At 65.6% G+C, this 20403-nt stretch carries 18 protein-coding genes; 9 read left to right on the forward strand and 9 right to left on the reverse strand.

Annotated features, from left to right (window positions below; translation table 11 throughout):
• Window positions 1-77: 77 nt before the first annotated feature.
• The 8 genes from ACQY8M_RS24155 (at window position 78) to ACQY8M_RS24190 (ending at window position 8328) form a co-directional block, all read left to right on the forward strand.
• Window positions 78-2012, forward strand: a complete 1935-nt coding sequence (locus ACQY8M_RS24155) for a hypothetical protein (protein WP_428660767.1) — start codon at window positions 78-80, stop codon at window positions 2010-2012.
• A 28-nt stretch (window positions 2013-2040) separates the two neighbouring features.
• Window positions 2041-2499: a CoxG family protein gene (locus tag ACQY8M_RS24160; RefSeq protein ID WP_428660770.1), complete on the forward strand. Its 459-nt coding sequence runs from the start codon at window positions 2041-2043 to the stop codon at window positions 2497-2499.
• Window positions 2499-2624, forward strand: a complete 126-nt coding sequence (locus ACQY8M_RS24165; protein ID WP_428660772.1) for a hypothetical protein — start codon at window positions 2499-2501, stop codon at window positions 2622-2624. Before ACQY8M_RS24160 ends, ACQY8M_RS24165 begins: the two co-directional genes overlap by 1 nt.
• Before the next feature lie 202 nt (window positions 2625-2826).
• Complete coding sequence (locus ACQY8M_RS24170) at window positions 2827-3312, forward strand: (2Fe-2S)-binding protein (RefSeq protein ID WP_428660775.1); 486 nt, start codon at window positions 2827-2829, stop codon at window positions 3310-3312.
• Window positions 3313-3317: 5 nt separating this feature from the next.
• Window positions 3318-5687, forward strand: coding sequence for a xanthine dehydrogenase family protein molybdopterin-binding subunit (locus tag ACQY8M_RS24175; RefSeq protein ID WP_428660777.1), 2370 nt, complete (start codon window positions 3318-3320; stop codon window positions 5685-5687).
• A 2-nt stretch (window positions 5688-5689) separates the two neighbouring features.
• Window positions 5690-6487, forward strand: a complete 798-nt coding sequence (locus ACQY8M_RS24180; protein WP_428660779.1) for an FAD binding domain-containing protein — start codon at window positions 5690-5692, stop codon at window positions 6485-6487.
• A gap of 88 nt (window positions 6488-6575) precedes the next feature.
• Entirely contained in the window at window positions 6576-7217 is a 642-nt protein-coding gene (gene pcp / locus ACQY8M_RS24185; protein WP_428660782.1) for a pyroglutamyl-peptidase I, read from the forward strand.
• Between the two features lie 22 nt (window positions 7218-7239).
• Window positions 7240-8328 (forward strand): mandelate racemase/muconate lactonizing enzyme family protein, encoded by a 1089-nt coding sequence (locus ACQY8M_RS24190; protein ID WP_428660785.1) that lies wholly within the window; start codon window positions 7240-7242, stop codon window positions 8326-8328.
• Between the two features lie 91 nt (window positions 8329-8419).
• On the opposite strand, the gene ACQY8M_RS24195 is transcribed toward ACQY8M_RS24190, so the two are convergent.
• Window positions 8420-11530, reverse strand: coding sequence for an efflux RND transporter permease subunit (locus ACQY8M_RS24195; RefSeq protein WP_428660788.1), 3111 nt, complete (start codon window positions 11528-11530; stop codon window positions 8420-8422).
• Window positions 11531-12673, reverse strand: coding sequence for an efflux RND transporter periplasmic adaptor subunit (locus tag ACQY8M_RS24200; RefSeq protein ID WP_428660791.1), 1143 nt, complete (start codon window positions 12671-12673; stop codon window positions 11531-11533). It abuts the gene before it with no gap.
• 45 nt (window positions 12674-12718) lie between these two features.
• On the opposite strand from ACQY8M_RS24200, the gene ACQY8M_RS24205 reads away from it, so the two are divergent.
• Window positions 12719-13456: a TetR/AcrR family transcriptional regulator gene (locus tag ACQY8M_RS24205; protein ID WP_428660794.1), complete on the forward strand. Its 738-nt coding sequence runs from the start codon at window positions 12719-12721 to the stop codon at window positions 13454-13456.
• Between the two features lie 47 nt (window positions 13457-13503).
• Here ACQY8M_RS24205 and ACQY8M_RS24210 read toward each other — a convergent pair whose 3' ends face one another.
• The 7 genes from ACQY8M_RS24210 to ACQY8M_RS24240 form a co-directional block, all read right to left on the reverse strand.
• Window positions 13504-14463 (reverse strand): cation diffusion facilitator family transporter, encoded by a 960-nt coding sequence (locus ACQY8M_RS24210; protein ID WP_428660796.1) that lies wholly within the window; start codon window positions 14461-14463, stop codon window positions 13504-13506.
• Between the two features lie 38 nt (window positions 14464-14501).
• Window positions 14502-15284 (reverse strand): 3-hydroxybutyrate dehydrogenase, encoded by a 783-nt coding sequence (locus ACQY8M_RS24215; protein ID WP_428660799.1) that lies wholly within the window; start codon window positions 15282-15284, stop codon window positions 14502-14504.
• 11 nt (window positions 15285-15295) lie between these two features.
• Complete coding sequence (locus ACQY8M_RS24220) at window positions 15296-16054, reverse strand: acetoacetate decarboxylase (RefSeq protein ID WP_428660802.1); 759 nt, start codon at window positions 16052-16054, stop codon at window positions 15296-15298.
• A gap of 9 nt (window positions 16055-16063) precedes the next feature.
• Complete coding sequence (locus ACQY8M_RS24225; RefSeq protein WP_428660805.1) at window positions 16064-17236, reverse strand: DUF3734 domain-containing protein; 1173 nt, start codon at window positions 17234-17236, stop codon at window positions 16064-16066.
• Window positions 17237-17347: 111 nt separating this feature from the next.
• Complete coding sequence (locus ACQY8M_RS24230) at window positions 17348-18163, reverse strand: phytanoyl-CoA dioxygenase family protein (RefSeq protein WP_428660807.1); 816 nt, start codon at window positions 18161-18163, stop codon at window positions 17348-17350.
• Window positions 18160-18468 (reverse strand): putative quinol monooxygenase, encoded by a 309-nt coding sequence (locus ACQY8M_RS24235; protein WP_428660810.1) that lies wholly within the window; start codon window positions 18466-18468, stop codon window positions 18160-18162. The genes ACQY8M_RS24230 and ACQY8M_RS24235 overlap by 4 nt, the downstream gene beginning before the upstream one ends.
• A gap of 98 nt (window positions 18469-18566) precedes the next feature.
• Window positions 18567-20252, reverse strand: coding sequence for an N-acyl-D-amino-acid deacylase family protein (locus tag ACQY8M_RS24240; protein ID WP_428660813.1), 1686 nt, complete (start codon window positions 20250-20252; stop codon window positions 18567-18569).
• Window positions 20253-20403: the final 151 nt, after the last annotated feature.

Below are 20403 nucleotides of genomic sequence, written 5' to 3' on the forward strand. Positions count from 1 at the left end.
TCCCAGCCCACCTTCACTCCGCTCTCGGCGGTAAGAAAAGCAATTCGTCCCCCGAATGATCCTGCTACATAGGAGGCATGCGGGTGTTAACGGCGTTGGTCGCGTTCGCGGTCGTGACGGCGCTCAATCTCTTGTGGTGGTGGTGGCCCAACCGGCCGGTCGAGATCACCGGGTGGACCAACGCGCCGCTGCAAAGCGTCTCCTTTGCGCCCTATCGGCCGGGCCAGAGCCCGCTGACACGCACGTTTCCGACGCCCGACCAGATCGAGCAGGACCTCAAGCGCCTGCAAGGCAAGGTGCGCTCCGTGCGAACCTACTCCGCCGGTGAGAACCTCGAGGCGGTGCCCCAGCGCGCCGGCAAGTACGGCCTCAAGGTCTGGCACGGCGCCTGGCTGAACGACAACGACAAGGAAAACCTCGAGCAGATCAACCTTTTGATCGACCACGCCAACCGCTATCCCGACACGATCGAGCGGGTGATCGTCGGCAACGAAGTGCTTCTGCGCAAGGACCTCACCGCCAACCAGCTGCGCGGCTACATCCGCCAGGTGAAGAGCCGGGTGAAGCAGCCGGTGACCTATGCCGATGTCTGGGAATTCTGGCTGCGCAATCCCTCGCTGGCCGACGAGGTCGACTTCATCACCGTGCATCTGCTGCCTTATTGGGAAGACGAGCCGATCGGCCTCGACCGCCGCGATCCGAACGGGTCCCTGCGCATCGAGAACCACCTGTTGGCCATCTTCAAGAAGGTCCAGGAGCGCTTTCCCGACAAGAAGATCGTGATCGGCGAGACCGGCTGGCCGAGCGACGGCCGCATGCGGTCCGACGCGCGGCCCGGCCGGGTCGAGCAGGTACGCTATTTCTCGATCTTTCGCTCGCTCGCCGAGCGCGAGCACTTCGACTACAACATCGTCGAAGCGTTCGACCAGTATTGGAAGGCGCGCCAGGAAGGCACCGTCGGCGCGGCCTGGGGCCTGCTCGACGCCCAGAGAAACGACAAGTTCCAACTCGGCCAACCGGTCAGTGCCGAGCCGCACTGGCGCATGCTGTTCGCCTTCTCGACCATGCTGTCGGCCCTGTTTCTCGTGGCCTTCGCGAGCTGGAAGCACCGCCCCACCCCGGGAGCCATCGCAATCTTCGCCCTGTTCGCTCAGCTGGTCGCAACCTGCTACCTGCAGGCGGTCTGGATCGACCTGTCGCGCACCTTCTATTTCGAGAAGATGGTCGGTGTCGTCTTCTGGGGGGTGCTGCTCGCCGCCTTCAGCTACGCCCTGCTGCGCGGCATCGCCGATAGCCTGGCCCATCGGATGACCGACCCGTCGCTCTACGGCGCACGGGTACGCGAAGCATGGCGCGCCTGCCGCGAGCTGCCGCGCTTCCGCATCGTGCAGAGGATCGACCTGCTGGCGCAGTTCCTCTACCTCATGCTGACAGTGCTCTGCATCTTCTACCTGATTGTCATCACGATCGACTGGTATGACGGCGTCATCCGGCTGAGCGACACCTTCTACCGGCAGATCGCCATCGACGGCCGCTACCGCGATTTCCCGATCTGGAGCTTCGTCATCCCGAGCATCGTGCTGATGGCCTGGAAGATCATGACGGTGCTGCGCAAGGAGACGGTGCCGCGCCACGAGCGGTTCGCCAAGGCGCTCTCCTTCGGCCGGCTGTTCGGCTACGACGGCAGCACGGGCTACGTGCGCATGCGCAAGTCGTTCAGCCGGCTTCGGCCGGTATTGGCCGAGATCGTGCTGTCCTCGATGCTGATCCTGTGGGCGGTGGCGCTGCTGATCACCGAGGGGGCGATCAAGCTCTACGACGGCGGGGCGGGCGGCTTCGTGTCGGCCGACGGCGGCCGCTGGGTGATCCGCACCCTGTTCTGGAACACCCAGGCCAACTGGTTCGCCGGCCTGGCGGTGCTGATGGCGGTGCCCTATCTCGCGACCATCTACGTCTCCCTGCGCGAACCGCTGGCAGAACCGCCGCCGGACTCCTATACCAGCAAATGGTAGAAGCCGTCGCTGAAGCGGGAGTAAGTCTATGGAAATCAAGGGCGAATACAGGATCGCGGCGCCGCGCGAAAAGGTTTTCGCGGCGCTCAACGATCAGGAAATTCTGAAGGCGTGCATCCCGGGCTGTGAGTCGCTGGACAAGCTGTCGGATACCGAGATGACCGCCAAGGTGCGCCTGCGCATAGGTCCGGTGAGTGCGGCCTTCGGAGGCAAGGTCACGCTGTCGGACATCGATCCGCCGAACGGCTACAAGATCTCGGGCGAAGGGCAGGGCGGCGTCGCCGGCTTCGCCAAGGGCGGCGCCGTGGTGAGGCTCACCGACGATGGCGGCGTGACGGTCCTGGCTTACGACGTCGACGCCCAGGTCGGCGGCAAGATCGCCCAGGTCGGCGCCCGCCTGATCACCGGCACCGCGAAGAAGCTTGCCGATCAGTTCTTTGGCAAGTTCGCCGGGATGGTCGGGGCGCCGCCTGCGGAGTCCGCCTGATGGTGATGCTGAACGATCCGCCGCCGCCCGTGCCGGCTGCTGCGGCCGAGCGCGGCATGAGGCATTGGACGATCATCGGCATTGGCGCGGCCATCCTGGTCATCGTCTTCCTGATCAGCCGGTAGCGGCTTTGACACATCTTGAGTTCCTCCCCGCGCGGCGCGCAGGGAGGACATCGACTTTGCGGATCGCTGGCTATCACGACCGTTATCCGTATCTCGTAATTCGCTTGACCGGCGCCTGACCGGCTTGCGAGAGTCCGGCCCAACGCCGGGGCAGGCGCGCGCTGTCGAGCGCGGCATACCAACGATGTGAGGGAGAAGAGTGATGACCATCAACGTCGCCATGACCGTGAACGGCAAGGCCGTTTCCGGCAAGGTCGAGGCCCGCACGCTGTTGGTTCAGTTCCTGCGCGAGCACCTCGGCATGACTGGAACGCATGTAGGTTGCGACACCAGCCAGTGCGGAGCCTGCGTCGTCCATGTCGACGGCAAGTCGATCAAGTCGTGCACGATCCTCGCCGTCCAGGCGGAGGGCAGCAAGGTGCTGACCATCGAGGGCCTGGCCGAAAGCGCCGAGAAGCTCCATCCGATGCAGGAGGCCTTCCGCGAGAACCATGCGCTGCAGTGCGGCTTCTGCACGCCGGGCATGGTGATGAGCGCAATCGACATGGTGAAGCGTCACAACTACCAACTCGACGAGGCGACCGTGCGCCGCGAGCTGGAGGGCAATCTCTGCCGCTGCACCGGCTACCACAACATCGTGAAGGCAATTCTGGCCGCCGCGCCAGCAATGAAGTCAGCAGGAGTGTAAACGCCATGACCGCCGCCACCGGAATCGGCGCGCGGGTTCTCAGGACGGAAGACAAGCGCTTCCTGACGGGAACCGGCCGCTATGTCGACGACTTGCCCCTCGCGCGGGCGACCTACGCGTACTTCCTGCGTTCGCCGCATGCCCATGCGAAGATCAAGAGCATCGACACCGCGGCGGCCAAGGCCATGCCGGGCGTGGTCGAGATCTTCACCGGCAAGGACACTGCCGACGCCAAGGTTGGCGGGCTGATCTGTGGCTGGGTGGTCAAGGACAAGCACGGCCAGCCGCACAAGGCGCCGCCGCATCCGGTCATGGCGCTCGACACCGTGCGCTATGTCGGCGACACGGTCGCCATGGTCGTGGCCAACAGCCATGACGAAGCGCGCGATGCCGCCGAGGCGATCGCGGTCGACTATGAGGTGCTGCCCGCCAACGTCGACCTCGCCAGGGCCTTCGACAAGGGCGTGCCCGAGGTCCACCCGGAAGCGCCGGGCAACATGATCTACGACTGGGAAATCGGCGTGAAGGCCGATGCCGACGCGGCGTTCGCGAAGGCGGCGCACGTCACCAAGCTCGATATCGTCAATAACCGCCTGATCCCCAACGCCATGGAGCCGCGCGCGGCGGCGGCGGATTACGACAAGGGCACGGGCAACTACACGCTCTGGTCGACGTCACAGAACCCGCATGTGCTGCGCCTCATCCTGTCGGCTTTCGTGCTCGGCATTCCCGAGCACAAGCTGCGCGTGATCGCGCCCGACGTGGGCGGCGGCTTCGGCAGCAAGATCTTCTGCTACAACGAAGAGACGATGGTCACATGGGCGGTGTCCCGCGTCGGCCGGCCGATCAAGTGGACGGCGGAGCGCAGCGAGTCGTTCATGACCGATGCGCATGGCCGCGATCACGTCACCCATGCCGAGCTGGCGCTCGACAAGGACGGCAAGTTCCTCGCGCTCAAGGTCGATACGATCGCCAACATGGGGGCGTACCTGTCGACCTTCTCGACCGCGGTGCCGACCTATCTCTACGCGACCCTGCTGGCCGGCCAGTACACGACGCCGGTGATCTACGCCAACGTCCGGGCGGCGGTGACGCACACCGCGCCGGTCGATGCCTATCGCGGCGCGGGCCGTCCCGAGGCGACCTTCGTGATCGAGAGCATCGTCAGCAAGGCCGCGGCCGAGCTGAAGATGGATCCGGCTGAGCTGCGCCGGAAGAACTTCATCCCGACGACGGCCTTCCCGTACCAGACGCCGGTGGCGCTGCAGTACGACTCGGGCAACTACCCGCCGATCATCGACGAGGCGATCAGGATCGCCGACTACACGGGCTTCGAATCGCGGCGGGCCGAGGCCAAGTCGCGCGGCAAGCTGCGCGGCATCGGCTTCTCGTCCTACATCGAGGCCTGCGGCCTGGGACCCTCGCGGGTCATCGGCCAGCTCGGCGGTGGCGTCGGCCAGTGGGAGGCGGCGCAGATCAAGTTCAACCCGACCGGCAACGTCCAGGTCATGACGGGTTCGCACAGCCACGGCCAAGGCCACGAGACGAGCTTCGCCCAGATCATCCACGACAAGCTCGGCGTGCCGATGGAGCAGATCGAGATCGTCCACGGCGACACGGCGACGACGCCGTTCGGCATGGGCACCTACGGCTCGCGTTCGCTCGCCGTGGGTGGTTCGGCGATCGTCAAGGCGACCGACAAGATCATCGCCAAGGGCAAGAAGATCGCAGCCCATCTGATGGAAGCCGACGTCGCCGACGTCGTCTTCGAGCAGGGCACCTTCAAGGTCGCCGGCACCGACAAGGCGGTGCCGCTGGGCGCAGCGGTGTTCGCGGCCTACGTGCCGCACAACTATCCGCTCGAAGAGCTCGAGCCCGGCATGGACGAGAACGCCTTCTACGACCCGTCGAATTTCGTCTATCCGTCCGGCACGCAGATCTGCGAGGTGGAGATCGATCCCGACACCGGGCTGGTCGAGGTCGTGAACCACACCGCGGTCGACGACTTCGGCAACATCATCAACCCGATGATCGTCGACGGCCAGGTGCATGGCGGCATCGCCCAGGGCGTTGGCCAGGCGCTGATGGAAAACGCCGTCTACGACAAGGAGACGGGTCAGCTCGTGAGCGGCTCGTTCATGGACTACACCATGCCGCGCGCGGACAACGTGCCGTCGTTCAAGCTCGGCAACAAGGTCACGCCTTGCCCGCACAATCCGCTGGGGGTGAAGGGATGCGGCGAGGCGGGCGCCATCGCTGCCCCGGCCGCCGTCATGAACGCCGTCCACGACGCGCTGGCACCGCTCGGTGTCAAGCATGTGCCGATGCCTGCCACGTCGCTGAACGTGTGGCAGGCCATCCACGGAGGGAACTGAAGATGTACGATTTCGCCTATCACCGTCCGAAGTCGCTGGCTGAAGCGGCGGCCGCCCTCAAAGGAAAGCCGGAGGGCCGCGTCATGTCGGGCGGCATGACCCTGATTCCGACCCTGAAGCAGCGGCTGGCCAAGCCGAGCGATGTGGTCGACCTCAACGGTATCAAGGAACTGGCCGGCATCAAGGTCGAGGGCAACGGCGTAACGATCGGCGGTATGACCCGCCACGCCGACGTCGCGTCGTCGGCCGACGTAAAGGCCGCAATTCCCGCGCTGGCCCATCTCGCCGGGCATATCGGCGATCCGGCGGTCCGAAACCGTGGCACCATCGGTGGTTCGGTGGCGAACAATGACCCGGCAGCCGACTATCCGGCGGCGGTCGTTGCGCTTAACGCGACGATCACCACCAGCAGCCGCAAGATCACAGCCGACGATTTCTTCAAGGGTCTGTTCGAGACCGCCCTCGAGGATGGCGAGCTGATTACCGCCATCAGCTTCCCGAAGGTCGAGAAGGCGGGCTACATGAAGTTCCCCAATCCGGCATCGCGCTATGCCATGGTCGGGGTGTTCGTGGCCAAGACTGCGGGTGGCGTCCGGGTCGCGGTCACCGGTGCGGGCCCGTGCGTCTTCCGCGTCAAGGCGATGGAAGACGCGCTCTCCAAGAATTTCTCGTCTGACGCGATCAAGGACATCAAGGTCCCGGCCGACGGGTTGAACAGCGACATCCACGGCAGCGCGGAGTATCGCGCTCACCTCGTCACCGTCATGGCGCGGCGCGCGGTCGACGCCGCCAACAAGTAGTCGTCTCAATCGAAATTGGCTAACTTGCAGGGGCGCTCCAACGGGGCGCCCCTCTTGCTTGGGGCGTTCGGAGCGGGGGGTGGCGAGCATGAAAGCGTTGGTCACGGGGTTCGACGCCTTTGGTGGCGACAAGCTCAATCCATCGTCGCTGGCGGTGCGGCGCCTCAAGCGCAAGATCGGCGGGCTGACCATCCATGCGGTCGAGCTACCGACCTCCTATTCGCGCTCGCCGATCGTGCTGCGCGCGGCGATCCACGAGGTCCAGCCGGACATCGTGCTGGGCGTGGGCCAGGCCGGCGGCCGCTCCGAACTCTGCCTCGAACGGGTTGCGATCAACGTCCAGGATGCGCGCATCAAGGACAACGACGGCAAGCAACCGATCGACCGGCCGGTCGTGCGCGACGGACCCGCCGCCTATCTCTCGACCCTGCCGATCAAGGCCTGTGTGGCGGAGATGCGCAAGGCCGGGCTGCCGGCCGCGGTGTCCAACAGCGCCGGCACTTTTGTCTGCAACCATGTCTTCTATGCCGCGATGGACATGGCCGAGCAGCATTCGATGGGCTTCCGCGGCGGCTTCCTGCACATCCCGTACATCCCCGAGCAGGCCGCCCGCGTCGGCGGCGCACCGTCGATGTCGCTCGACGATATCGTGCGCGGTATCGAGATCACGCTCGCGGTTAGCGCCGTGCGCCAGACCGATCTGCACTCGGTCGAGGGGCAGATTTCTTGAGCCTGCAGCGAGGACGTCCGGCATGGCCAAACTGAAGTCGCTCGGCGCCGAGCATTTCCGTATTCCGCTCGATGCGCCTGCATCCGATTCGACCCACGGTGTGATGACGTCGTTCGAGCTCGTCACCGCTCGCGTCACCGATGCCGATGGGCAGGAGGGCGTCGGCTACACCTACACCACCGGACACAATGGTGGCGCCATCCACCACATCCTGGCTCGGGAGCTTCCCGATGTCGTGGCCGGTGTCGACTGCGAGCTGATCGAGGCAATGTGGCAGAAGGTCTGGTGGGCGCTGCATTATGGTGGTCGGGGAGGTGCTGCCGTGCTCGCCCTGTCGGCGCTCGACATGGCGCTGTGGGACCTCAAGGCGCGACGGGCGAAGCTGCCGCTCTACCGGCTGCTTGGCGGTCACGACGCCAAGGTGCCGTGCTACGCCGGTGGCATCGATCTCGACCTCTCGGTCAAGGATCTGCTGGCGCAGACCGACGGCAACCTGGCGAGGGGATTCCGAGCCATCAAGACCAAGGTCGGACGCGAAAAGCTGCAGGAGGATGTCGAGCGTATCCGGGCGATGCGCAAGCATCTGGGCGACGACTTCCCGCTGATGGTCGACGCCAACATGAAGTGGTCGGTCGACGAGGCCATCCGCCGCGCGCGGGCGCTGCGCGACTTCGACCTGGTGTGGCTCGAGGAGCCGACCATCCCGGACGACGTCGCGGGCCACGCCCGGGTCATGCGCGACGGCGGGTTGCCGGTGGCCACGGGCGAGAATTTCCGCACCTTGTGGGAATTCCAGCAGATGATCTCGGCCGGGGGCGTGAGTTACCCCGAACCGGATGTCACCAACTGCGGCGGCGTCACGGTGTTCTTGAAGGTCGCGCACTTGGCCGAGGCGTTCAATCTTCCCGTCACCTCGCACGGCGCGCACGACGTGACGGTGCACCTGCTCGCCGCCTGTCCCAACCGCAGCTTCCTGGAAACGCACGGCTTCGGGATCAACAACTACATCGCCGATCCCATGCGCATCGAGGACGGCAAGGCCGTCGCGCCCGAACGCCCCGGCCATGGCGTCGAATTCGACTGGAAGAGGCTCGATGCGGTCAGAGCTTGATTGCACGTCATGATCTTCCGGACCGCGAGCGTCTCGCTCGCTCATGATCATGAGCGAGCGAGACGCTCGCGGTCCGGGAGAATATGACGAACTACTCTGCCGCGAGCGCGAGTGGCGGGGGATCGTGGCGAACGGGCTGTGCAGCGGCCACCGCATCGGGCCGCTTCACCCGGAACCATGCGGCGTAGAGGGCCGGCAGGAAGAGCAGCGTCAGCGCGGTCGCGACCAGCAGGCCGCCCATCAGCGCCACGGCCATCGGGCCCCAGAAGACGCTGCGCGACAGCGGCACCATGGCGAAGATCGCGGTGCCGGCGGTGAGCAGGATCGGCCGGGCACGGCGCACCGTGGCATCGATCACGGCGTCCCAGGCGGCATGGCCGGCGGCGATGTCCTGATCGATCTGGTCGACCAGGATCACCGAGTTGCGCATGATCATGCCGGCCAGCGCGATGGTCCCGAGCAGCGACACGAAGCCGAAGGGCTGGTTGAACAGCAGCAGGAACAGCGCCACGCCGATCATGCCGAGCGGCGCGGTCAGTAGCACCAGCGCGAGCTTGGAGAAGCTGCGCAGCTGCAGCATCAGGAAGAGCAGGGTGAGGAAGGCCATCACCGGCATCATCTTGAAGATCGAGCCCTGGCTCTTGGCGCTCTCCTCCTTGTCGCCGCCGACCTCGATCCGGTAGCCCGGCGGCAGCGAGGCGCGCAGGGGTTCGAGGGCCTTGTCGAGCCGCGTCGCCACGTCAGGGCCCTGCACGCCGTCGGTCACGCCGGCGCGCACGGTCATCAGCAGCTCCTTGTTACGCCGCCACAGGATCGGCTCCTCGAGCTCGAAATGCAGCGTGGCCAGCTGGGCCAGGGAGACGATGCCGCCGGTCGCGGTGCGCAGGTGGATCGATTCCAGTCCCTCGACGCTCAGCCGCTCGGGCGCCACGGCACGGGCGACGACATCAATCGTCTCGACGCCCTCGCGGTACTGGGTCACGATCACGCCGGACAGGATGGTCTGCAGTGCATTGCTCAGTAGCTGGGAGTCGACGCCCAAGGCGCGCGCCTTGGCCTGGTCGACGTCGAGCCGCACCGACTTGGCGAGCTCATTCCAGTCGAAGTTGACGTCGCGCGTGTCGGGATCGGCCTTGAAGACCTGGCGGACCTGCTCGGCCACGGCGCGCACCTTTTGCGGGTCCTCGCCCAGCACGCGGAACATCACGGGATAGGCGACCGGCGGGCCGTTCTGCAGCCGCTGCACGCGGGCACGCACGGCTTCGAAGCCTTCCTTGAACAGGGTGTCCAGCGCCGTCACGACCCGCTCGCGCGCCTCGAGGTCCTTGGTCATTACGATGACCTGCCCGAAGTTCGAGTTGGTGAGCTCGGGCACCGTCGGCAGGTAGAAGCGCGGCGAGCCGGCCCCGATGTACGAGGTGTAGTGCGCGACGTCGGGGCTCTGGGCGAGCCACTGCTCGAGCTTCTTCACCTCGGCGTCGGTCGCGCGATAGGACGCGCCCTGCGCCAGCCGGAGGTCGACGATCAGCTCGGGCCGGTTGGCGGTCGGGAAGAACTGCTTCTGCACAAGGCCGAACGAGGCCATCGCGCCGACGAAGGCGAGCGCCGTCACGCCGATCGTCACCCAGCGCCACCGGAGGCACCACGTCACCATTGCGCGGAACATCGTGTAGAGGCGGCCGCCATATGGGTCGTGATGCGCGCCGGCCTTGGGCGTGGGCAGCAGGCGGTAGCCGATCCAGGGCGTGAACAGCACCGCCACGAACCAGGAGATCACCAGCGACAGGCCCACGACCCAGAAAATCGAGTTGGTGTACTCGCCGGCGCTCGACTTGGCGAAGCCGACCGGCACGAAGCCCGCCGCCGTGATCAGTGTGCCGGTCAGCATCGGGAAGGCGGTCGAGGTGTAGGCGTAGGTCGCTGCCTCCATTCGGCTGAAGCCCTGCTCGAGCTTCACCATCATCATCTCGACGGCGATGATGGCGTCGTCGACCAGTAGCCCGAGCGCGATGATCAGCGCGCCGAGCGAGATGCGCTGGAAGTCGATGCCGAGCAGCATCATGCCGACGAAGGTGATCGCCAGAACCAGGGGCACCGACAGGGCGACGATGATGCCGGTGCGGAAACCCAGGCTGAGGAACGACACGACCAGCACGATGCCGAGCGCCTCGGCCAGCGACTGGGTGAATTCGTGCACCGATTCCTGCACCACCTCGGGCTGGTTGGCGACGCGATGCACGGTGATGCCCACCGGCAGATCGCGCTGGATACCCTCCATCACCTCGTCGAGCGCCTTGCCGAGGACCTGCACGTTGCCGCCGGCCTGCATGACGACGCCGAGCCCGATCACCGGCTTGCCGTTGAAGCGCATCGAGAACTGGCGCGGATCGGTGTAGCCGCGCTTGATGTCGGCGACGTCGCCCAGCGTGAGCGTGCGACCGGCGGCGCTGAACGGCAGCGCCATGAGCTGCTCGGCGGAGGAGGGCGCGCCATCCACCCGGATCGCCATGCGCTCGCCCTTGGTCTCGATGGTGCCGGACGCGGCAATGGCGTTCTGCTTGCGCACGACGTCGAGGATCTGGTCGATCGGGACGCCCATCATGGCGAGCCGCGCGTGGCTGAACTCGATGTAGATCTTCTCGTCCTGCACGCCGAACAGGTCGGCTTTGGTCACGTCGGGCACGCGCAGCAGCCGCAGCCGCGCCTCCCTGACCATGGCCTTGACCTCGGCGTCGGAGAAGCCGTCGGCCTCGAAGGCCCAGATCAGGCTGTAGGTGTCGCCGTATTCGTCGTTGAAGTTCGGCCCGAGCACGCCCTGCGGCAGCGTCCCGCGAATGTCGCCGAGCTTCTTGCGCACCTGGTACCAGAGATCCGGTACCTTCGCCGGCGGAACGTCGTCACGCAGCGAGACGAAGAGCACCGTCTCGCCAGGCTTGGTGTAGCTCTGGACGTTGTAGAAGTAGGGCAGCTCCTGGAGCTTGGTCTCGAGCTTGTCGGTGACCTGAAGCTCCATCTCGCGCGAGGTAGCGCCCGGCCATGCCGCCGACACGACCATCTGCTTGATGGTGAAGGGCGGGTCCTCGCCGCGGCCGAGATTGAAATAGGCGAACATGCCGGCGGCGGTCAGCACGATCATGAAGAACAGCGTGAGCGTGCTGTTCTTGAGCGCCAGCTCGGACAGGTTGGGGCCGCGGGCGCTCATCTAGCGCGCTCCCGGCAGGACCGGCTTCACCTTCTGGCCGGGCTCGAGCTTGTGGACGCCGGCAGTTGCCACGATGTCGCCGTTCTGGACGCCCGATGCGATCAGCGCCGTCTCGTCGCGCCAGCGCGAGATGGTCACCGGACGGAGAGAGACGCTGCTGGTCGCCTTGTCCACCACCCAGACGGCAGGCTCCTTGCCCTGCTGGAAGATGGCGCTCAGCGGCACCTCGGCCAGCAGTTCGGCGTCCGGGCGCGCGATGATGAGCGACGCCGTCATGCCGATGCCGATGAAGGGGGGCTGATCGACCACGGTGAAGCGCGCCGGATAGGTGCGTGTCATGGGATCGGCGCTGGGCGACAGCTCGCGCAGCTTGGCCGCGTACTTGCGGCCTGTGTCGGACCATAGCTCGAACGTCACTCGGGTCGCGTCACGGACCGTCTTGAGGCGGTGCTCGGGCACACCGACCAGGATCTCGAGCTCCTCGCTGCGGGCGAGCTTCACCATGCCCTGGCCCTGCGCCAGCACCTGGCCGACCTCGGCCTGTACCGCGGTGATGACGCCCGCGGCATCGGCATGCAGCTCGGTGTAGGCAAGGTTGTTCTCGGCCGAGGCAAGCTGGCTCTTGGCCTGGTCGACCCGGGCCTGCGTCGTCGAGGAGACCGACTGCCGAGTTTCCAGGGTCTGGGTCATGAAGGAAGCGCTGCCGCGCAGCATCTGGTAGCGCTCGAAATCGGCCTTCGCGCGGGCGTAGTCCGCTTCGGCCGAGACCAGGGCGGCGCGCGCGTTGTCGACGGCGAGCCGGTAGTCGGTCGGATCGATCCGGGCGATGAGCTGGCCCGGTTGCACGATGGCGCCGACATCGACCTCGCGCGAGATCACCTTGCCGGCGACACGGAAACCCAGGGTTGTCTCGATGCGGGGCACCACCGTGCCTGCCAGCATCAGGCTATGCATGTGGGAGCGGAAGTTGATCGTCGCCACGCGCGCCGGACGCACGACAGGCTCGGGAGCGGCGGCCGCCGGCTGTGTGCTTTTCCAGGAGAAGGCACCGAGCGCGACCAAGGCAACGGTTCCGACCGCGGCGGTGGCAATCAGGGTCCTGCGGGAGAAGAGGGAGGCGAAGCCATCAACAGAGAGCCGCATCGTGGCATCCTTGTGTCGTTCCGTGAGCGTCTGTGGCAGCGTACAATGGCCGCGACAATGCTGAACGCCGGTAACTTAACGTTGATAACTTACCAACGTTCAGTTAACTGTCAAGGGATGGAACGCAACTTGTCCACGGCATCGAGCGGCACCCGGAAGCGACGTGGCGAAGGCCACACCCGGCGCGATGAAATCCTGATCGCCGCCAAGGAGCTTTTCCTGCGCGAGGGCTACCAGGCCACGACGATCCGACGGATCGCCGAAGTGGTCGGCGTCTCGGCGCCAGCGCTCTACCTGTATTTCAAGGACAAGGATGCGATCCTGATCGCGCTCTGCGATCAGACTTTTTCCAGCCTGATCGAGCTGATGGACGGACTGGACAAGCAGGCGCTGACGCCGCTCGAGCGGCTGCGCAACTGCGGGGCGGCCTACATCCGCTTCGCCCTCGAGCATCCGCGCGAATACTGGCTGACCTTTATGTCGGGCAACACGCCGGCGGAGATCAAGAAGCGCGGGCACAAACCCGAGGCCTTCGATCCCGACGAGCCGGGCTCGAAGGGTGCCGTGGCCTTTGCCCGGCTGATGGGCACCTTTCGCGACATCGAGAACAGCGGCTTCCAACTCAACTATCCGGTCGAGACGGCTGCCGAGCTCGTTTGGATGAGCCTGCACGGGCTGGTCGCCGCGCTGATCAACAATCCGGAATTCCCCTGGACCAAGCGCGACGCCCTGATCGAAGGCATGCTCGACCTGGCGGTGCGCGGCGTCGTGAAGGTCCCTTAGTTAGGACCGGCTGAGCAGCCTCACGTCCTTTCATCGGAGCGCGGCTCCTAAACCACCTCCGCGGGAGCCAGCGTGCAGGGGTGCGCGGGGTCACCTGATTCGATCTGCAGTGTTGCGTGTGCGATGCCGAAGCGGGCAGTCAGGTCCCGGCTGGCTTGGGCGAGCAAGCCGTCGTCGAGCATGGCGCCGGGACGAACCAGGTGGACGGTCAGGGCGACTTCCGTCGTGCTCATGGCCCAGATATGCAGGTCGTGGATTTCCGACACGCCGGGCAGGCCTTTGAGATAGGTCTCGATCGCCGGCCGGTCGATGGTCGACGGCACGGCGTCGAGCGCAAGGTTGATCGAGTCCTTCAGAAGCGACCAGGTGCCGATCACGATCACGGCGGCGATCGCGATGCTGACCAGCGGGTCGATCCACTGCCAGCCCGTGTAGAGCACGGCGAGCGCGCTCAGCACGACTCCGAGCGACACCACGGCGTCGGCCACCATGTGCAGGAAGGCGCCGCGGATGTTCAGGTCGCCCTTGCGGCCCGCCATGAAGCCGAGCGCCGTTGCGCCGTTGATGACGATGCCGATCAAGGCGACCCAGATGACGGTCATCTCGGCGACCGGTGTCGGGTCGCTGAAGCGCTGCACGGCTTCCCACACGATCGCGCCGCTGGCGACCAGCAGGAGCATGGCGTTGGCGAGCGAGGCCAGGATCGGCGTGCGCTTCAGGCCATAGGTGTACCGGTCGGTCGGTAGCCGCTTTGCCAGGGATGAAGCGGCCCAGGCCAGCAGCAGGCCCAGCACGTCGCTGAGATTGTGGCCGGCGTCGGCGATCAGGGCGAGAGAGTTGGCGAGGACGCCGTAGGTGGCTTCAGCGATCACGAAGCCGGTGTTGAGCGTGATGCCGATCAGGAAGGCGCGGTCGAAGCTCGCGGGGGCGTGGCTGTGCGAATGCCCGCCGTGGTCATGATCATGCTTGTGGTCGCGCGCGTGATCATGGCGTGTACGGTCGGGCATGCGTGATCTTACCGCCCGCCCGACCGTACACTATTGCCTCACTGCATGAACCAGCCGTGGCTGACCACCATGGATTGGCCGGTCAGGGCGTTGCTGCGCGCACCGGCGAAGAACAGCACGCAGTCGGCCACGTCGTCGACGGTCGTGAACTCGCCGTCGACGGTATCCTTCAGCATCACGTGCTTGATGACGTCGTCCTCGGAGATGCCGAGTTCCTTGGCTTGCTCGGGGATCTGCTTGTCGACCAGCGGGGTGCGTACGAAGCCGGGGCAGACCACGTTGGCGCGCACGCCGAACTCGGCACCTTCCTTGGCGACGACCTTGCACAGGCCGATCAGCCCGTGCTTGGCGGTGACGTAGGGCGCCTTGAGCTTGGACGCTTCCTTGGAATGGACCGAGCCCATGTAAACGACGCTCCCCGACTTGGCAGCGTACATGTGCTTGAGGCAGGCCTTGGTGGTCAGGAAGGCGCCGTCGAGATGGATCGACAGCAGCTTCTTCCAGTCGGCGAAGGAGAAGTCGACGACCGGCTTCACGATCTGGATGCCGGCGTTGGAGACCAGGAGGTCGATCCGGCCGTACTTGGCCATCACGTCGGCCACGCCTTTCTCGACCGCGGCCTCGTCGACCACATTCATGGCGACGGCGAAGGCATCGGAGCCCTTGGCCTTGATCTCGGCGGCCGTCGCGTTGGCGGCGTCGAGGTTGAGATCGGCGATGACCGGCGTGCCGCCCTCGGCGGCGTAGCGCAGCGCGATTTCCTTGCCGATGCCGCTGGCGGCACCGGTGATGATACCGACTTTCTTGTCGAAGCGAGCCATGGGAATTCCTTTCAGTCCTTGGCCAGATAATCGTGCACGACCTCGCCGAGGCCGAGCGTGAGGTCGGTGACGAAGTGCGTCGCCGACAGGACTTCGCGCACGGGCAGGCGGTTCACGTCGCACAGCGCGTGGTCGAAAAGCTGCAGCGCCGCAGGGCCGGCCCAGGCGCCCTTGACCGTCACGTCCTCGCAATAGTAGCGCACCAGCTCGCAGATACGCGGCGTGCAGTCGACGTGCGGGATGATCTTGATCATGAAGTTCGGCTTGGCCAGCGACTTGGCGATCGGCGCCTGCTCGAGCACGCGGTGCTTGTAGCCCATGGTGGCGGTGACGCAGAGCACCGTGCCGTAGTGGAGCGTGCAGACCAGCGTCTCGTTCTCGTGGCAGACCTTGGGGCTTGCGAGCTTCTTGGGAAAGCCCCAGATCTCGCGGCCGCCGGCGATCGGCGCGTTGTCGTCGAGATACATAGCGTGCACGTAGCCGCCTTCCTGGACCGTGCCGTCCTTGTCCTTGAAACGCACGGGGATCACCTGGCCGGTCTCGGTGTAGTCGCCGAACCCGGTTGAATCGGGCATGCGGATGAACTCGTAGTTCACCGTGTCGCCGATCACCTCGAGCGGCTCGGGTACCAGCGCGCGCAGGATCTCGGGATCTGTGCGGTAGCTGATGACGATGAACTCGCGATTGTAGAACTTGTACGGGCCCGGCGGGTAGGCCGGGTTGTTGAGCGGCATGGCGAACGCCTTCGCGCGCACGTCGGCAATCTTCATCTCGGTATCCTATTCTCCGGGCTGATTCTTGAGGTCGAACGTGAAGACGCCGTCGGGGCTGGTCGGTCGCTGCAGCACCTCGGGGTAGCTGAGCGTCCGCGTCATGTCGCCATAGCCCGACTTCCAGTGCTCCTCCATCGTGCGGCGGGAGAACTCGTAATCCTTCGAGGCGCCCTCGTACGACCGCGAGCGATAGATCATCTGGATGATGTTGTAGACTTTCTCGTCGGCCTCGGCGGCGAGCAGCGCCGCCTCGGGCGTGATCCGCAGCTCCTCGCGCATCTCCGACAGCAGCTTCGCCGTGGCGCGCCGCAGCGCCTGGGTCTTGCGGAACTGGTCGGTGGCCAGGCGCGTGCGGCTCGAGTAGCGGATGTCCTTGAGGCGCGTGTCCACTTCGACCATGTCGCGCGGCAGCTTGCCACGCGCGCTCCACAGGTCGATCTGGAAGGCGAGCGTGTCCTGCCGTGGCGCAGCGTCGAGCACCCATTGCAGTGGCGTGTTGGACACGACGCCGCCATCCCAATAGTGCTCGCCGTCTATCTCGGCGGAGGGGAAGCCCGGCGGCAGCGAGCCGCTGGCGATGATATGGTCGGCACAGATCTTGCGATCCGCCGTGTCGAAAGTGACGTAGTTACCGCTTTTTATGTGGGTGGCGCCGACGGTCAACCGCATCTCGCCGGAGTTCAGCCGGTCGAAATCGACCAGTTGGCCGAGCAACGTCTTGAGCGGCGAGACGTCGTAGAAGCTGAGTTTTCCCGGACTGCTGAGAGGCGTGAAGATAGGCGGCGGTATGCGAGGCTTGAAGAAGCTTGGCGCTCCCCACAGCAGGGCATTCAAGGCGCCGCCCTGGTTGATGAACTGATGCACCAGGTTATTCTGGATGTCCCCGCTGAACATCAGGGGAAAACCGAACGGCGGTTCGGTGACGGTTTCCCAGAATTGCCGGAGGCGCTCGACGCGGCGCTCCGGCGGGTTGCCGGCGATCAGGGCCGAATTGATGGCTCCGATCGAGATTCCAGCGACCCAGTGCGGGTGAAGGCCCGCTTCGGACAGCGCCTGATAGACGCCCCCCTGGTAGGAACCGAGCGCTCCGCCGCCCTGCAGCAGCAGTGCGATGCGTTCGAAATCCGGGCGGACCGGGGAGCCGTGCGGTTCCGAGCCCATTGCCGTTTTCGAGTCCATTGGGATTAGCCTCCGTCACTCGCCCATCCAACGCGACTTACGTGTCGCGCTGATGACGGCTATCAGGCTCGACGCCTCGTGGGAAGCAGGGAACATGCCATCGGCACGGGTCTATGGACGCGGCGGCCACACTCTCGGGAAGAGATCGCACCTCATCGGCGCGCCGGCAACGAGGTCCGGCTTGTGAGGAAACTGGAAGGTGCCCGGTCGCGGATCGTAACGCGCATCGTCGCCCGTATAGCGCAACGACAGGCCGCGGCGGCGCGCGCCCGGTGTGTCGTTGCCCGGCGCACCGTGCACGATCATGGCGTGAAACACCAGGCAGTCGCCCGGCTCCATCGCCCAGCACCGGATGTCGAACTTGCCGCGATCCGCGTCGATGTCGGGGATCTGCTGCAGGTCGCTCGACGTGAACTTGATCTCGTGGCCCTTGCGGAACGGGGTGGGGCGATAGTTCACGCCCCAGCGGTGCGAGCCGGCGATGAATTCGACCGCGCCGTTGCTGCGGTCGATCCGGTCGAGCGCGATCCAGACCGACGCGATTTGCCAGCCCTTCACCGGCCAGTAGGGCTGGTCCTGGTGCCACGGCGTGGGATGAGCCGTGCCGGGTTCCTTGACGAAGAGCTGGTCGTAGAAGAATTCGGCGCGCGCCGAATTCATCATCTTCGCGGCGATCGCGGGGGCCGGTGACTCGAGGGCAACGGCGCGGAAGTCCGGATCGGACTTCCACATGAACATATCGCCGAAGAACTTCCCCGTGCTGCTGCCTTCGGCGAAGTTGGTCGCGTTGGGGCCGGGCGAGGCGAGGTCGCGCTCGACTGCCACGCGAATCCGATCGATCCACGGCGCGTCGAACTGCTGGCGCAGGCAGACGACGCCGTCGACGTCGTAGTCGGCGACGTTCGTCGTCGATACGGAACCGATCAAGTCGGCGAGAGGACGTGGATGACGCGGCTGGCGATATGCTCGCGCGTTTTGGCCGCGTAGGCGGCCATGTGCGGCGCGGCCGAATGCGCCTTCAACGCGTCGGTGCTCTCCCACTTCTCGACCACGACGAAGGTGTCCGGTCCGAACTTGGTCTGGAACGAGCCCATGCCGTCGGCATCGGTGGCCGCGCCGTATTCGATGCAGCCCTTCTCGGCCTTCACCGCCGGCACGTTGGCGCGGAAATGGCCGAGGATCTCTTCCCGCATGCCGGGCTTGGTGGTGATGATGGCGAGGACGTGGATCATGATATGTTTCCTCCAGTATTCGTGTCATCCCGAGCGAAGCGAGGGATCCATGCTGATCAGTATAGATTCCTCGCTTTGCTCGGGATGACAATTCTCTCTTAAGCGGCGCGGCCGTTGCGTAGCACGCGGCCGGGCAGCGTGTCGTTGGCGGCGACTGTATCCCTGCCGTCGCGGCGGATCAGCTTGCCGTTCACGATCACTGCGTCGATGCCGTTGGCCTCCGACACGAGGCGATCGGCGCCGGCCGGCAGGTCGTAGACGCGCTTGAGCGGGCCGGGGCCGACGGTCATGGGATCGAACACCACGACGTCGGCGGGCCTGCCGTCAGCGAGCACGCCGCGATCGGTGATGCCAAACATCTCGGCCGGCCGCTGCGTAAGGTTGTGCACGGCCTGCTCGACCGTGAACACCTTGCGATCGCGCACCCAGTGGCCGAGGAGGTAGGTCGAGTAGCACGCATCGCACAGCTGGCTGGCATGGGCGCCCGCGTCGCTGAGCGCGATTATAGTGTTTGGATCGGTGATCAGCTCGCCCACTTCCTTTTCGTCGAAGTTCATTACGGCCATGCGGAAGCGCGCCTGCAGGTCGCTGGCAAGCGCGATGTCGAGCGCAAGATCGACCGGATGCTTGCCGAGCTTCGCGGCGGCCTCGGTGAGGGGCTGCTCCTCGAGCTCCTTGTGCGAGGGGGCCCAGGCGATGATCACGCGGTCCCACCAGTTTCGAAACAGCGGCGTCACCTCGCTACGCAGCTTCTCGCGCCACGCCGGGTCGGCATAGGCTCGGCGTCGCGTGCCAGGCGCCTTGGCATCCTCGACGGCGAGCTCGTTCATGAACTTCATGACATCGAAGATGAACGGCTCGGCAAAGGTGAACTCGAAGTTGAGCGGGCGGCAGCTGACCTGGGGAATGACCATTGCGCCCGTCCTGCGCTGCTCGGCGGCGAGATCGAGCTGCTTGCGATGGCCACCCGGCCCATAGAGATAGGAGAGCAGAGCGGTCCAGGTGACCGGCACGCCGTACTTGCGGCTGACCTCAGCCATGTGCCGGGTCGAGAACTCGCGACCGATGGTGATCTGCATCAGGCCGCGCTTCATGTCGCCCATCACCGAGACCAGCGCATCCATCTCCTCGACGGTGGCCTGCCGGCTCGGCACCGGCTTGCCGGCATAGCCGTTGTGGCTCACCGACACCGACGTGCCGAAGCCGATAGCGCCGGCTTCCATCGCCTCGCGCATCAGCTTCTTCATCGCGCCGATCTCGTCCGGTGTGGCGGCGCGCTCGGTCGACTCCTCGCCCATGACGTAAAGCCGAAGCGGCGTGTGGCCGAACAACGCGGCGATGTTGATCGACGAGCCGCGCTTCTCGAGCGTGTCGAGATATTGCGGGAAGGTCTCGAACGGCCAGGCGCTGCCCAGGCCGGCCTCGAGCGCCTCGAGGCTCATGCCTTCGACCTTCTCCAGCGTCTGCATGATCATCTTGCGATGGATCGTCTTGGTCGGGGCGACGCCAAAGCCGCAATTGCCGATCACCGTCGTGGTCACGCCGTGCCAGGGCGAGATGCTCAGCATGCGATCCCACAGCACCTGCGCGTCATAGTGCGTGTGCACATCGACGAAGCCCGGCGCCATGACCTTGCCGGTCGCATCGATCGTCGTGGCGGCCGGTCCGTCCGCCTTGCCCAGTGCGACGACCTTGCCGTCCTTGATGCCGACGTCGCCGACGAAGCCCGGCTTGCCTGTGCCGTCGACGATGGTGCCGCCCGTGATCTTCAGATCGAAGGCCATGACGTTCACTCCCATGAATGTCCGTTCATATTGTCAATCACGCCTTCGATCGGCAATGCCCGCTCGCGCCGAGTTTCGCTGCGCCTCGAGCGGGACGCGTCACCCACGTTCCCCAGGGCAGGTCTGGCCGCAAACACGCCGGCAGCGTCAA

This window comes from Reyranella sp. (assembly GCF_965279465.1).
GTDB lineage: Bacteria > Pseudomonadota > Alphaproteobacteria > Reyranellales > Reyranellaceae > Reyranella.

What these genes read in the sequence shown, in the direction of transcription:
- ACQY8M_RS24200 (WP_428660791.1), bottom strand. Translation starts at nt 12,673, where the DNA reads ATGCGGCTCTCTGTTGATGGCTTCGCCTCCCTCTTCTCCCGCAGGACC.
- ACQY8M_RS24235 (WP_428660810.1), bottom strand. Translation starts at nt 18,468, where the DNA reads ATGATCCACGTCCTCGCCATCATCACCACCAAGCCCGGCATGCGGGAA.
- ACQY8M_RS24180 (WP_428660779.1), top strand. Translation starts at nt 5,690, where the DNA reads ATGTACGATTTCGCCTATCACCGTCCGAAGTCGCTGGCTGAAGCGGCG.
- ACQY8M_RS24195 (WP_428660788.1), bottom strand. Translation starts at nt 11,530, where the DNA reads ATGAGCGCCCGCGGCCCCAACCTGTCCGAGCTGGCGCTCAAGAACAGC.
- ACQY8M_RS24225 (WP_428660805.1), bottom strand. Translation starts at nt 17,236, where the DNA reads ATGGACTCGAAAACGGCAATGGGCTCGGAACCGCACGGCTCCCCGGTC.
- ACQY8M_RS24205 (WP_428660794.1), top strand. Translation starts at nt 12,719, where the DNA reads ATGGCCGCGACAATGCTGAACGCCGGTAACTTAACGTTGATAACTTAC.
- ACQY8M_RS24170 (WP_428660775.1), top strand. Translation starts at nt 2,827, where the DNA reads ATGACCATCAACGTCGCCATGACCGTGAACGGCAAGGCCGTTTCCGGC.
- ACQY8M_RS24165 (WP_428660772.1), top strand. Translation starts at nt 2,499, where the DNA reads ATGGTGATGCTGAACGATCCGCCGCCGCCCGTGCCGGCTGCTGCGGCC.
- ACQY8M_RS24215 (WP_428660799.1), bottom strand. Translation starts at nt 15,284, where the DNA reads ATGGCTCGCTTCGACAAGAAAGTCGGTATCATCACCGGTGCCGCCAGC.
- ACQY8M_RS24175 (WP_428660777.1), top strand. Translation starts at nt 3,318, where the DNA reads ATGACCGCCGCCACCGGAATCGGCGCGCGGGTTCTCAGGACGGAAGAC.
- ACQY8M_RS24155 (WP_428660767.1), top strand. Translation starts at nt 78, where the DNA reads ATGCGGGTGTTAACGGCGTTGGTCGCGTTCGCGGTCGTGACGGCGCTC.
- pcp (WP_428660782.1), top strand. Translation starts at nt 6,576, where the DNA reads ATGAAAGCGTTGGTCACGGGGTTCGACGCCTTTGGTGGCGACAAGCTC.
- ACQY8M_RS24210 (WP_428660796.1), bottom strand. Translation starts at nt 14,463, where the DNA reads ATGCCCGACCGTACACGCCATGATCACGCGCGCGACCACAAGCATGAT.
- ACQY8M_RS24240 (WP_428660813.1), bottom strand. Translation starts at nt 20,252, where the DNA reads ATGGCCTTCGATCTGAAGATCACGGGCGGCACCATCGTCGACGGCACA.
- ACQY8M_RS24220 (WP_428660802.1), bottom strand. Translation starts at nt 16,054, where the DNA reads ATGAAGATTGCCGACGTGCGCGCGAAGGCGTTCGCCATGCCGCTCAAC.
- ACQY8M_RS24190 (WP_428660785.1), top strand. Translation starts at nt 7,240, where the DNA reads ATGGCCAAACTGAAGTCGCTCGGCGCCGAGCATTTCCGTATTCCGCTC.
- ACQY8M_RS24160 (WP_428660770.1), top strand. Translation starts at nt 2,041, where the DNA reads ATGGAAATCAAGGGCGAATACAGGATCGCGGCGCCGCGCGAAAAGGTT.